This window comes from Pseudescherichia sp. L3, from assembly GCF_024656065.1.
Lineage (GTDB): Bacteria > Pseudomonadota > Gammaproteobacteria > Enterobacterales > Enterobacteriaceae > Pseudescherichia.
Genome location: NZ_JANKYC010000001.1, coordinates 894,084 through 906,907, shown reverse-complemented (window position 1 = coordinate 906,907; position 12,824 = coordinate 894,084). Strand labels below are relative to the sequence as shown.

At 55.0% G+C, this 12,824-nt stretch carries 14 protein-coding genes; 7 read left to right on the top strand and 7 right to left on the bottom strand.

The features are described 5' to 3' along the window. Positions 1-63 precede the first annotated feature (63 nt). The 4 genes from yeaG to NR795_RS04400 all read left to right on the top strand — a co-directional run bounded on the left by yeaG (position 64) and on the right by NR795_RS04400 (position 4,734). Positions 64-1,998 (top strand): protein kinase YeaG, encoded by a 1,935-nt coding sequence (gene yeaG / locus NR795_RS04415; protein ID WP_144812206.1) that lies wholly within the window; start codon positions 64-66, stop codon positions 1,996-1,998. 126 nt (positions 1,999-2,124) lie between these two features. Continuing rightward, on the top strand, positions 2,125-3,405 hold the full coding sequence (locus NR795_RS04410; protein WP_144812209.1) for a YeaH/YhbH family protein: 1,281 nt from the start codon (positions 2,125-2,127) through the stop codon (positions 3,403-3,405). A gap of 361 nt (positions 3,406-3,766) precedes the next feature. After that, positions 3,767-4,258 carry an Hcp family type VI secretion system effector gene (locus NR795_RS04405; protein WP_238084426.1) on the top strand — a complete coding sequence of 164 codons (492 nt, stop codon included), beginning with the start codon at positions 3,767-3,769 and terminating at the stop codon, positions 4,256-4,258. Continuing rightward, positions 4,255-4,734, top strand: coding sequence for a DUF2778 domain-containing protein (locus tag NR795_RS04400; RefSeq protein ID WP_257757264.1), 480 nt, complete (start codon positions 4,255-4,257; stop codon positions 4,732-4,734). The genes NR795_RS04405 and NR795_RS04400 overlap by 4 nt, the downstream gene beginning before the upstream one ends. Positions 4,735-4,985: 251 nt before the next feature. Here the strand turns inward: NR795_RS04400 and yoaI are convergent, their stop codons facing one another. Next, the gene (gene yoaI, locus NR795_RS04395) at positions 4,986-5,090 is read right to left on the bottom strand and encodes a small membrane protein YoaI (RefSeq protein WP_238084425.1); all 105 of its coding nucleotides are present in this window, start codon (positions 5,088-5,090) and stop codon (positions 4,986-4,988) included. A 182-nt stretch (positions 5,091-5,272) separates the two neighbouring features. Between yoaI and NR795_RS04390 the strand changes: the two genes are divergently transcribed. Beyond that, positions 5,273-5,719 carry a DUF441 domain-containing protein gene (locus NR795_RS04390; RefSeq protein WP_144812217.1) on the top strand — a complete coding sequence of 149 codons (447 nt, stop codon included), beginning with the start codon at positions 5,273-5,275 and terminating at the stop codon, positions 5,717-5,719. Here the strand turns inward: NR795_RS04390 and NR795_RS04385 are convergent. From NR795_RS04385 to NR795_RS04370, 4 genes are read right to left on the bottom strand one after another with little or no spacing between them, the layout of a single operon-like run. Beyond that, on the bottom strand, positions 5,696-6,394 hold the full coding sequence (locus NR795_RS04385) for an amino acid ABC transporter permease (RefSeq protein WP_144812219.1): 699 nt from the start codon (positions 6,392-6,394) through the stop codon (positions 5,696-5,698). The two genes, NR795_RS04390 and NR795_RS04385, sit on opposite strands and share 24 nt — an antisense overlap. After that, positions 6,384-7,157, bottom strand: coding sequence for an amino acid ABC transporter permease (locus NR795_RS04380; RefSeq protein WP_257757260.1), 774 nt, complete (start codon positions 7,155-7,157; stop codon positions 6,384-6,386). Before NR795_RS04380 ends, NR795_RS04385 begins: the two co-directional genes overlap by 11 nt. Then, complete coding sequence (locus NR795_RS04375; RefSeq protein ID WP_257757259.1) at positions 7,157-7,978, bottom strand: amino acid ABC transporter ATP-binding protein; 822 nt, start codon at positions 7,976-7,978, stop codon at positions 7,157-7,159. The genes NR795_RS04380 and NR795_RS04375 overlap by 1 nt, the downstream gene beginning before the upstream one ends. Position 7,979: 1 nt before the next feature. After that, positions 7,980-8,804, bottom strand: coding sequence for an ABC transporter substrate-binding protein (locus NR795_RS04370; protein ID WP_257757257.1), 825 nt, complete (start codon positions 8,802-8,804; stop codon positions 7,980-7,982). Between the two features lie 203 nt (positions 8,805-9,007). Here NR795_RS04370 and NR795_RS04365 point away from each other — a divergent pair, with 203 nt between their 5' ends. Beyond that, positions 9,008-10,195 (top strand): CynX/NimT family MFS transporter, encoded by a 1,188-nt coding sequence (locus tag NR795_RS04365; RefSeq protein WP_257757256.1) that lies wholly within the window; start codon positions 9,008-9,010, stop codon positions 10,193-10,195. A gap of 18 nt (positions 10,196-10,213) precedes the next feature. Here NR795_RS04365 and NR795_RS04360 read toward each other — a convergent pair whose 3' ends face one another. Then, on the bottom strand, positions 10,214-10,921 hold the full coding sequence (locus NR795_RS04360) for a CTP synthase (RefSeq protein WP_257757254.1): 708 nt from the start codon (positions 10,919-10,921) through the stop codon (positions 10,214-10,216). A gap of 105 nt (positions 10,922-11,026) precedes the next feature. Then, entirely contained in the window at positions 11,027-11,332 is a 306-nt protein-coding gene (locus tag NR795_RS04355) for a hypothetical protein (protein ID WP_257757253.1), read from the bottom strand. A gap of 248 nt (positions 11,333-11,580) precedes the next feature. On the opposite strand from NR795_RS04355, the gene NR795_RS04350 reads away from it, so the two are divergent. Further along, positions 11,581-12,609: a sensor domain-containing diguanylate cyclase gene (locus NR795_RS04350; RefSeq protein WP_257757252.1), complete on the top strand. Its 1,029-nt coding sequence runs from the start codon at positions 11,581-11,583 to the stop codon at positions 12,607-12,609. The last annotated feature ends 215 nt before the right edge of the window (positions 12,610-12,824 follow it).

Sequence of the window (12,824 nt, the reverse complement as noted above, 5' to 3'; positions counted from 1 at the left end):
GGTTTTAACGCTAAAAGTAAAGGACTTCAAATGTTCCCATAGATTACAATAGGACGGCATGCCATGAATATATTCGATCACTATCGCCAGCGTTATGAAGCTGCCAAGGACGAAGAGTTCACCCTGCAGGAGTTTCTTACCATTTGCCGCCAGGATCGCAGCGCCTATGCAAACGCGGCAGAACGGCTACTGATGGCTATCGGCGAGCCCGTGATGGTAGATACTGCTCTGGAGCCCAGGCTTTCCCGTCTATTTTCGAATCGGGTTGTCGCACGTTATCCAGCGTTTGAAGAGTTTTATGGCATGGAAGATGCCATTGAGCAGATTGTTTCCTATCTGAAACATGCCGCACAGGGGCTGGAAGAGAAGAAACAGATCCTTTACCTGCTGGGGCCGGTCGGCGGCGGTAAATCCTCGCTTGCTGAACGTCTGAAATCTCTGATGCAGCGCGTGCCTATTTATGTGCTGAGCGCCAACGGCGAGCGTAGCCCGGTTAACGATCACCCTCTGTGCCTGTTCAACCCGCAGGAAGATGCGCAGATCCTTGAGAAAGAGTACGGCGTTCCGCGCCGCTATCTCGGCACGATTATGTCCCCGTGGGCGGCTAAGCGCCTGCATGAGTTCGGCGGCGATATCACTAAGTTCCGCGTTGTGAAGGTATGGCCCTCTATTCTGGAACAGATCGCCATTGCGAAAACCGAGCCCGGCGATGAGAACAACCAGGATATCTCCGCGCTGGTGGGTAAAGTCGATATCCGTAAACTGGAAAACCACGCCCAGAACGATCCCGACGCCTACGGCTACTCCGGCGCGCTGTGCCGCGCCAACCAAGGCGTTATGGAGTTCGTCGAGATGTTTAAAGCGCCTATTAAGGTGCTACACCCGCTGCTGACGGCCACCCAGGAGGGGAACTATAACGGTACGGAGGGGATCTCCGCCCTGCCGTTCAACGGCATTATCCTGGCACACTCGAACGAATCCGAGTGGGTGACGTTCCGTAACAACAAGAACAACGAAGCCTTCCTTGACCGCGTTTACATTGTGAAGGTGCCCTACTGCCTGCGCATCTCGGAAGAGATCAAAATTTACGAGAAGCTGCTTAACCACAGCGAGCTGACGCATGCCCCTTGCGCGCCGGGAACACTGGAGACGCTTTCACGCTTCTCTATTCTCTCGCGCCTGAAAGAGCCGGAAAACTCCAGCATCTACTCTAAAATGCGCGTCTATGACGGCGAGAGCCTGAAAGACACCGATCCGAAAGCGAAGTCGTATCAGGAGTACCGGGACTACGCCGGGGTAGATGAAGGGATGAACGGCCTGTCGACGCGCTTTGCGTTTAAAATCCTCTCTCGGGTCTTTAACTTTGACCACGCAGAGGTTGCGGCCAACCCGGTACACCTCTTCTACGTGCTGGAGCAGCAGATTGAGCGCGAGCAGTTCCCACAGGAGCAGGCCGAACGCTATCTTGAGTTCCTGAAAGGCTACCTGATCCCGAAATATGCCGAATTTATTGGCAAAGAGATCCAGACTGCCTACCTGGAATCCTACTCTGAGTACGGTCAGAACATTTTTGACCGCTACGTGACCTATGCGGACTTCTGGATCCAGGATCAGGAGTATCGCGATCCGGATACCGGTCAGCTGTTTGACCGTGAATCCCTGAACGCCGAACTGGAAAAAATCGAGAAGCCTGCCGGGATCAGTAACCCGAAAGACTTCCGCAACGAGATCGTCAACTTTGTGCTGCGCGCCCGCGCCAATAACAGCGGTCGCAATCCGAACTGGACCAGCTACGAAAAACTGCGCACGGTTATCGAGAAGAAAATGTTCTCGAACACCGAAGAGCTGCTGCCGGTGATTTCGTTCAACGCTAAAACCTCTACGGATGAGCAGAAGAAACACGACGATTTTGTCGACCGGATGATGGAGAAAGGTTACACCCGCAAACAGGTGCGCTTGCTGTGCGAATGGTATCTGCGCGTTCGTAAATCGTCCTGATAGCCCGGAGCCCGGCGGCGCGTTGCGTGCCGGGCCTACTAAAGATGCGAACCGTAGGCCGGATAAGCGCAGCGCATCCGGCTTTACGCCGCAGCATAAAGTTGGCAAATGCAGTACGGGGGGCTTATGACCTGGTTCATCGACCGGCGTCTTAACGGCAAAAACAAGAGCACGGTTAACCGCCAGCGTTTCTTGCGCCGTTATAAATCGCAAATCAAGCAGTCGATCTCTGAGGCGATCAACAAGCGCTCGGTGACCGACGTAGAGAGCGGCGAGTCCGTCTCTATTCCTTCAGAAGATATCAGCGAACCGATGTTCCACCAGGGACGTGGTGGCCTGCGCAACCGCGTACATCCGGGGAACGATCACTTTGTGCAGAATGACCGCATCGAACGTCCGCAAGGTGGCGGTGGAGGAGGCAGCGGCCAGGGTCAGGCCAGCCAGGACGGCGAAGGCCAGGACGAATTTGTCTTTCAGATCTCAAAAGATGAGTACCTTGACCTGCTGTTTGAAGATCTGGCCCTGCCGAACCTGAAAAAAAATCAGCATCGGCAGCTTAACGAGTACAAAACGCACCGCTCAGGCTACACCTCTAACGGGGTGCCAGCCAACATCAGCGTGGTACGCTCGCTGCAAAACTCGCTGGCACGCCGGACGGCGATGACGGCGGGTAAACGGCGCGAGCTGCGGGCGCTGGAAGAGGATCTCACGACCGTTGCGAAGAGCGAGCCGGCACAGCTGCTGGAAGAGGAGCGGCTGCGCAAGGAGATTGCCGAGCTGCGGGCGAAGATTGAACGTGTGCCTTTTATCGACACCTTTGACCTGCGTTACAAGAACTATGAGAAACGACCAGAGCCCTCAAGTCAGGCGGTAATGTTCTGCCTGATGGACGTCTCCGGCTCGATGGATCAGGCCACCAAGGATATGGCCAAGCGTTTCTATATTCTGCTCTATCTCTTCCTGAGCAGAACCTATAAGAACGTAGAGGTAGTCTATATCCGCCACCACACGCAGGCTAAGGAGGTGGACGAGCATGAGTTCTTCTACTCACAGGAAACCGGTGGGACGATTGTCTCCAGCGCGCTGAAGCTGATGGATGAGGTGGTTAAGGCGCGCTACGATCCGGCGCAGTGGAACATCTATGCGGCGCAGGCGTCGGATGGCGATAACTGGGCCGATGATTCACCGCTGTGTCATGAGATTTTGGCGAAGAAAATATTGCCGGTGGTGCGCTACTACAGCTATATCGAGATCACCCGTCGGGCGCATCAGACCTTATGGCGTGAGTATGAGCACCTGCAGGCAACGTTTGAGAACTTTGCTATGCAGCATATCCGCGATCAGGAGGATATCTACCCGGTCTTCCGCGAACTGTTCCACAAGCAAACGTCAGATTCCCATAGCTAACCCTAACCAGCCGGTAAAGCAATTTACCGGCTGCCCGGCGGCGCTCCGCTTGCACGGGCCTACAAAACCATAGAACCTGTAGGCTGGGTAAGGCATCAGTTGGCGTCACAGACCATATTTTCATGACTCCTAATGTTTTTTAATTTCCTTCTTCTTCCAAAGCTATCTTACATTCTCCTTTATTATCTAATTTATAGATCCCCATTGCTCCTCCTTTCAGCAAGAAAGCATCATTACCTATTATATAATCAGAGCTCATCAATTCATAATTTATATAGCACAATCTGCGCTGAAATTACTTCTAGCCTATGTTTATATAAGAAAACCTTAAAAAATGTTAATAAATCACCAAGGATAATACATGGCGATCCCTTCTTACTTATGGCTTAAAGATGATGGTGGTGCAGATATTAAAGGCTCGGTTGACATAAAAAATCGAGAGGGTAGTATTGAAATTTTATCGTTTGGTCATAATTTGCACATCCCAACCGACAGCAGCTCAGGTAAATTGACCGGAACACGTGTACATTCCCCTCTCACTATTGAAAAAGAGTTCGATAGTTCATCACCTTATCTCTATCGTGCAGTAGCTACCGGTCAAACGCTAAAGTCTGCTGAAATCAAATGGTATAAAATTAATGATGCGGGGCAAGAAGTAGAATATTTCAATATGTTTCTTGAAAATGTCAAGATCGTTGGCATTACCCCTGTCATGCATAATATAAAAAACACTGAAATGGAAAAACACAATCATAATGAATCTGTAGAGTTACGTTATGAAAAAATCACATGGAAATATTGCGACGGAAATGTTCAATTTAGTGATGATTGGAATATGCGAGTAACGGCATGATTGCTGCTAGATTTTCACTTAATGGTTTACCAACATCAATACTAACTATTCCCGGCGTTGGTAATTTTCCGGCATTCTCAGGGCAAAAGAGTGGCCGTAATAATTCAACGTTGAGTAGTATAGTTGACATCGGCCCAATACCTCCTGGAAGATATTTTATTGTCGGACGTCATAGCGGTGGCCGGCTGGGCAGTATTTATGATTTTTATTTGAAAAATTTTTATGGCACAGACAGATCAGAGTGGTTTGCATTGTACGGCGATGACTGGCAAATTGATGACTCTGTTTTCATTGAAACAATAAAGCGTGGAGGGTTTCGGTTGCATCCAATCGGACCAAGAGGATTAAGCGAGGGGTGTATTACTCTGACGCATGTGAGTGATTTTGACTATCTTAGAAAAGCTCTGCTTAAGACAACGATGATTCAAGTTCCATGCTGTAGTTTCAAAGCCTACGGAACAATAACTGTATCATGATCGTAATCTTTCTTCGGTTAGTAACGATAGCCCTACTTTTCGTGGTTTGGTTTGTCGCCTGCGCTACGCTTTGGGCGGAAATCTTCCCGATTGAAAATGTCTACTCGCTTGCCCGGATGCTATGCATCTACGGTGATGAGAACATTTATGATCTGGCGGCAGCTCTCGGAATGATGTTTTCAGGAGCGGTTTCGCTGGTGCTTACCTGGTTGTCTGTGGTGTTTTTGCGACGTCACGCTAACTACTTAACATCACCCCATCCGCTCCAAAATAAGCACCGACGCCACCAGCACGGCGATGATGGCTAAAAAGGATGAGGTGATAATCAGCGTCTCGGTCAGCATCGGATCGTTCATTTTGTCGTCTCTTTTCTGCGCGATACAGCATTCATAATAGAGCGACATGAATATTTAATGACAGCTAAAGTGTTTTTAAGTGAAACTTTTAGGAACTTTCGCAGCGGGGTGAAAAAGTTCTGCTGGCACACGCAGATAAGGTAAAGTAAGCGGGCTTATATTTCTGCCTGGAACCATCTTACATGTTTGATACCACTCTGTTTATTCTGCTAGGGCTGACGGCCCTCGGATTTATTAGCCACAACACCACCGTGGCCGTGTCGATCATGGTGCTGATTATGATCCGCATCACCCCGCTGAACGTCTACTTTCCATGGATTGAAAAACAGGGCCTGACCATTGGGATTATCATCCTCACCATTGGCGTGATGGCTCCCATCGCCAGCGGGACGCTGCCACCCTCCACGCTTCTGCACTCCTTTGTAAACTGGAAGTCACTGATTGCTATTGCAGTAGGGATCTTTGTCTCATGGCTGGGTGGACGCGGCGTGGCGCTGATGAGCGCGCAGCCCTCACTGGTGGCAGGGCTGCTGGTAGGGACAGTGCTGGGCGTGGCCCTGTTCCGGGGCGTGCCGGTCGGGCCACTGATTGCGGCGGGTCTGGTGTCACTGCTGCTTGGCCGCCAGTAGGCTGCGGCGCTGCCAGCGCTTAACCGTGTGCTCCAGCAGGGTACAGAGCAGGTAGTAAACCAACCCGGTAAAGATAAACAGTGCCGCCGGGTAGACCTGTACGCGGTTGTTAACCTGCCCCGCAACGGTGGTGAGCTCCGGGACGTTGACGATAAACGCCAGTGAGGTGTCTTTCAGCAGCGCAATCAGTAATCCCACGTAAGAGGGAAGCGCGTTGCGCAGCGCCTGCGGGAGCAGTACCCAGCGCAGCAGTTGTACACTGCTGAAGCCTCCCGCCAGCGCCGCCTCATGCTGCCCTTTGGGCAATGAACCCATGGCGGCCAGCGTAGAGTACATCACCGAGGCGGAGGTAAACCATGCCAGCGCCAGGGTCACAGTCACCGCGCCAGGTAGATCGGCTCCGGTCAGCATCGGCAGCAGAAACCATAGCCAGAAGATCACGAAGATCAGTGGAATGCCGCGGATAATCTCCGCCCAGGCAAACAGTACCCGTCGCGGCCAGCCCTTGAAGCGCCAGGCTAAGCAGGCCAGCGCGATCCCGCCAGGAAAGGCCAGCAGTGCCGCCCCGAGGGTCATCAGCACCGACAGCAGCACCCCACCCGGCTCGCCCTGAGCAGCACGGCCCAGCAGCAGATAGTCAAGGTTATCGGTAATCACCGTGATGTTAGCGATCATCCTGCACCTCCTTGCGCGCCAGCGCCCTCTCCTGCCGCGCCGCACGCCACCACACCGGGGCGTTAAACAGCAGGCTCATCACCAACCCCAGCAGCAGATAGAGCACGCTGCCAACGGCAAACGCCTCCAGAGCATGGGCGTTGTAGCTCTCAATCTGTCGGGTCTGATAGGTCAGCTCGGCAAAACCAATCCCGGTCGCCAGTGAGGAGAGTTTCATCAGGTTCAGATACTGTCCCACTACCGGCTGCCAGGCGTTGCGTAAGCCCTGAGGCAGCAGCACCCAGCGAAACAGCGCCAGCTCGCTAAATCCCTGCGATTTCGCCGCCTCAATCTGCCCCTTCGCCACGGCATGCAGCCCGGCCTGGATCTCCTCTACCAGAAAAGCCGCGGTAAACAGGCCCAGCGCCCAGGCGGAGCTGAGAAACTCCGGCGTGAACCACCACACATCGCCCGGTAGAATGCTAAAGGCGTGATCGGCATTAACATACTGGCGAAAACCCAGCGGCAGCAGGTTCCAGGCAGCAAAATACCAGAACAGCAGCTGAACCAGCAGCGGCGTATTGCGGAACAGCGACACCCACACGGCGACCACGCCGCGTCCCACTGCGCCGCCCGCCAGACGGAGGGCCAGCAGCAGTACGGTCAGCACCGTGGCCAGCACGATGCCAGCGACGGTCACCCAAACAGTGGTGAGAAAACCAGAGAGGATCCACTGCGCAGGCTGGCCGGTAAGCACCCCGGCCCAGTCGAGATGGATGTGCATTACAGCTCCCTGCTTTCGGCGTGCAGCGGGTTAAGCACCTTCTGCAGGAAGCGCTGCGCCCGTGGATGCTGCGGAGCGGTAAAGAACTGCTCCGGTGCAGCCTGCTCAAGGATCTCGCCGCCGTCAATAAAGATTACCCGGTCAGCAATCTCGCGGGCAAACTGCATCTCATGCGTTACCACGATCAGCGTCATGCCGCTGTGGGCCAGGCTACGCATGACCTGTAGCACCTCGCCGATCGTCTCGGGATCGAGCGCCGAGGTAGGCTCGTCAAACAGGATGATCTGTGGCTTTGCCGCCAGGGTGCGGGCGATGGCCACCCGCTGCTGCTGGCCGCCGGAGAGCTGGGACGGCAGGTGATGCGCCTTGTCGCGCAGGCCGACCCGCTCCAGCAGCGCCAGCGCTGTCTCCTGCGCCTCATGCGGGAGCTGGCCGTGCACTTTGGTTAGCGCCAGGGTGATGTTATCCAGCGCGTTAAGATGGGCGTAAAGGTTGAACTGCTGGAAGACAAAGCCCACATGGCGACGCAGGTCGCGCAGCGCCTTGCCTTTCAGGGTACTGGTGGGTTTACCGTCAACGTAGATTTCGCCCCCGCTTACCGTTTCAAGCTGGTTTATCAGGCGGATCAGCGTCGATTTACCCGAGCCGGACGGCCCGCAGACGGCAAGCACCTCGCCAGCGCGAACCTGAAGATCGATCTGCTTTAAGACCGGGTGATCGCCATAGCATTTACTGACCTGACGGAATTCGACCGTGCCCGCCTGCACGGGAAACGCCTCCGTGGCACTGGCCACAGAGGCGGAGAAAAGACCTGCAAACATATTACTTCGCTTCTATTTTAAAGCTGCGCGGCTGAGGGGTTTTGGTCTGCGGGCCAAACCAGGTAGCGTAAATTTTGGCCGCATCGCCGCTCTGCTCAAGCTTAACCAGCTCGCTGTTTACCGTGTTCAGCAGCGCCGTTTCACCTTTGGGTACGCCCACGCCAATCTCCTCTTTAGAGAGCAGATCCGGCAGGATTTTAAACTTCGCTTTATCCGGCGCTTCCGCCAGCAGGCCAGCCAGAATGGTGCTGTCCTGGGTGATCGCCTGCACGTTGCCGTTACGCAGAGCGGTCAAGGCCAGCGGGATATCGTCATAGGCCAGCACGCGCGCCTGCGGGAAGCGCTGATGCAGCGCCTGCTCGCCGGTGGTGCCTTTTACCGCACCGATACGCGACTTGCTGTAGGCGTCCAGCTTATCTGCGCCGTCTGCCGTTACCAGGAACTGCTGGCCGGTAACAAAGTACGGCGTCGAGAAGTCGATGACCTGGGCACGCTCTGGCGTAATGGTGATGTCGGCAACGATCAGGTCAACCTTGCCAGACTGCAACAGCGGAATACGGTTCGCCGGGTTAGTGGCGACCAGCTCCAGCTTAACGCCGAGGCTTTTCGCCAGCGCTTTAGCAAAGTCGACGTCATAGCCCACGATGTCGTGCGTTTTTGGATCCACTGCGCCAAACGGCGGGTTTGCATCAAAAGTGGCGACTTTCACCACGCCTGCTGACTTAATATCGGCCAGTTTGTCGGCGTGAGCGGCAAAAGAGAGCGTTGAAAGGAGCGCCAGCGTGGAGATGGTCCATGCTTTTTTAGTTTGTGTAAAAGTTGCCATGCTTAATCCCTGTTATCCCTGGTTATAAATATTTAGCGCTACGTTCACATAAGCATTGGCGTCAGACAAATATCAAAAAGTGCATTACATATCCGTAAATAGAATAAGGCTATAGGCACATAAGCTTTTCAGGGTTCGTCGGCTGCTTTCATCACAGCGAAAAAGCGTTATCCTGTTAGCAACGTATTCAACCTGAGAAAACAATGACTAGCCTGACCTCCTCCGGCCGCAAGCAGGGACTGCTGCTGATTGCCGGGATCTTAATGATTGCCACCACCCTGCGCGTGACCTTTACCGGTGCCGCCCCCCTGCTGGACGCCATTCGCGCTGACTACGGCCTGACCACGGCGCAAACCGGACTCCTGACCACCCTGCCGCTGCTGGCCTTTGCTCTTATCTCCCCGCTGGCGGCCGGTGCTGCCCGCCGCTTTGGCATGGAGCGCAGCCTCGCCACTGCGCTGATCCTTATTTGTGCGGGCATTGCCCTGCGCTCGCTGCCTTCCGCCGCGCTGCTGTTTGTCGGTACGGCGATCGTTGGCTGCGGGATTGCGCTGGGTAACGTCCTGCTGCCCGGCCTGATCAAGCGTGACTTCCCCGGCCAGGTCGCAAAGCTTACCGGTGCCTATTCCCTGACGATGGGGGCAGCCGCAGCGCTCGGTTCGGCGCTGGTGGTGCCCTTAGCGCTACACGGATTTGGCTGGCGAGGGGCGCTACTGATGCTGATGGCGTTCCCACTGGTTGCCCTGCTGCTGTGGCTGCCCCAGACCGGACGTCGGGCAGCAAGCAGCCTGACCCAGGCGGGTAGCCTGCAAAATCGTGGGATCTGGCGATCGGCGCTGGCCTGGCAGGTGACGCTCTTTCTGGGTATTAACTCGCTTATCTACTACGTGATTATCGGCTGGCTGCCGGCGATCCTGCTGAGCCTGGGCTACAGCGAAACCCAGGCGGGCTCTCTGCATGGCTTGTTGCAGCTGGCTACCGCGGCACCAGGCATTGTTATTCCGCTGATCCTGCATCGCCTGCGCGATCAGCGCAGCATCGCCGCGCTGGTGGCGCTGATGTGTGCCGTCAGCGCCGCCGGGCTGTGGCTGGTTCCCGCCCACGCGGTGCTGTGGACGGTGATCTTTGGTTTCGGCTCGGGTGCGACGATGATCCTCGGTCTGACCTTTATCGGCCTGCGCGCCAGCTCGGCGCATCAGGCGGCAGCGCTCTCCGGCATGGCGCAGTCGGTGGGCTACCTGCTGGCGGCGTTTGGCCCACCGCTGATGGGCAAGATCCACGATGCCAGCGGCGACTGGCGCATTCCGCTTATCGCCTGCGCCCTGCTGGCGGTGGTGATGGCTGCGTTTGGCATTTTTGCCGGGCGCGATCGCGAGATCGACGCCCGGTAAGAGAGGGGCGATCGGAGATTAGTTACTGGCGATGCGCAGCAGCGCATGAACCAGCGGCGCGGGACGACCGCTCAGGGCGGCACGCTCGTGCTGGAACAGCGTCGCAACAAAAAATGGGTGCGTGATCAGCTCAACGGCGCGCACTTCGCCCTCTTCATCCCAGCCGGTGACGCGCAGATCGGTCTTATCCAGCTCGGCGGCAAACGCTGGCGACACGCCATAGTTACAGTGATAGCCCTCGTCAATGGCATCTTTGCCGTAGGCGCGGGCAATAAGGGTATTGTGACGCAGCTCGATAGTGCCGGTCTGCTCCACCAGCGAGCAGGCCAGCGGCGTCACCACCATACGTCCTGCGCTGTCGGTTTCAGCATGTGCCGCATCGTCCCAGCCCATGACGTTGCGCGCGTACTCAATCAGCGCATGCTGGAACCCGCCGCAGGTGCCGAGAAACGGCACGCCGTTCTCACGGGCATAGCGAATCGCCGTGAACGCGCCCTGGGCATTTTTATAGGGGCTAGCCGGCACGACCCAGATGGCGTCATAACCTACCAAATCCTCTTCGCTGGCGATCTCATCGGTTGCCAGCCAGTCGTAGTCGGCCGTCAGTTCCTGCACGGCGGCGGCATCATCAATCGCCAACGGGATCGCCTGATGCGCAACAACGTCAGGGTTATAGTCGCCTACGAGGGCAATACGCAGCGTTTTTTTCAAAGGAGTGTGTTCCATGCGGGAGTCCTTATGTCAGGGGCAAATTACGGATAACATAAGGAGCCTCAGATTACCGATCTTTTACTGGTATCACAATACCTTAAAATAGGTGGGCGACGCTGATTAGCACCACTCGCGGGCCTCTACCTCTTCCGGCAACGAATCCGGCAGAAGCGGCATCAGGTGCTCGGCGCGAACAAACGCAAAACCGTGCTGGCCATCGAAGGCCACAACGTCCCCGGTTACCAGCCATAGCGCACGTGGGGCAGCGATCGGCATGTCGGTCATCACGCCGTTAACCGGGTTCAGAAAACGATCTCCCGGCTGGCACAGCGCAAACAGCTCCACGGATTTACCAATGTTGCGGCGTCCAGCAGGAGTTTGTGCGCCAATAACCATTGCCAGGCTGCCCGGTTTTAACTGAAACATAGCTCTCTCGTTCACAGAAAAATAGAATTTGCGGTTAGGATAATTCCTAAGCGAAATTTTACTCTGAGAGACAGGTCATTGTCATCACAGTAATTCATGCCTGCGATTAAAACCTCTGCTGATTTTAGGCAGACGAGAAAACATGATATATGAATTCGCCGCTTTTCATGTTTTACTGTACGGATAGCCCAAATATTAACCATAACGTATAAGGGTTTTTTACCTTTATACGGGAGTAAAAGAGAGTCATGTCAGATATTATTCTGGCTCGCGTTTCGGAAACGCTCGCAAGTGAACAAACCGTTGAAAGTCTGGTTCGCCAGCTGCTGGAGATGCTTGAGCTGGTGTCCGAAATGGAGTCAACCTACCTGACCAAAATCGATACCGATGCCCGCCTGCAGCACATCCTGTATGCCCGAAACAGCAAGCAGATGAATATTCCGGAGGGGCTTTCCGTGCCCTGGGGAGATACCCTCTGCAAGCGCGCCCTGGACGATGAGTGCTTCTTTAGCAATGATGTCGCTACGCTCTGGGGCGACTGTGGCCCTGCACGCGCGCTGGGCATCAAAACCTATCTCAGTTCGCCCGTTCATCTGGCCGATGGGACGCTGTACGGCACGCTTTGCGCTGCCAGCGCCGAAACCCATGCGCTAAACGTGCGGGCAAATCAGGTTCTGCAGCTCTTTGCCGGACTGATTTCTCAGGCGATCCAGAAGGAGTCTCTGGTAGCACAGCTGCGGGAAGCCAACGCGGCGCTGATTTCCCACTCCTACACCGATGCGCTTACCGGCTTGCCTAACCGGCGGGCGATATTCGACAACCTCTCTACTCTTTTCTCGCTGGCGCGCCATCTGAATGTGCCGGTGATCATTGCCTTTATCGATCTCGATAATTTTAAATCAATAAACGATAACTTTGGCCATGACGTGGGCGATCTCTTTTTAGTGCAGGTGGGCCAGCGGATCATACGTCAGTGCGACGGCAACGACATTGCTGGCAGGCTGGGCGGCGATGAGTTCATGCTTGCCTGTCTGGGCAGCGTGCGCGGAAAAAGCGACGAGGCCTATCTCCGCGAGCTGAAGGCGCGCTTGAGCGGTCACATTATCGGCGACTATAGCCTGGGGAATATACGGATCTATTATCCCGGTGCCAGTATCGGTATCGTTGAGATTGACCCCACGCAGACCGACGCCGATACTGCCCTGCGCATGGCCGATGTCGCCATGTACCAGGAGAAAAAAGGTCGGCAAAAAAGCCCCTTTATCGTTCTGGATTAATTCATTATTTAGCGATCTTTCAGGAGCAAGGCGTGAAAAAAACAACGGTTATTATGCTGATCGTGGCGATTGTTGTCGTGGCCGGTACGCAACTGGGCTGGTGGTAATCCCTCTCGTATACCCTATTTCTTAATATCGTCTACTCGCACTGGAGAGGTAGACGATATATTCGAGGCCCCTTTCTCGAATTTTTAGCGTGCTTTTACCGTATTGAC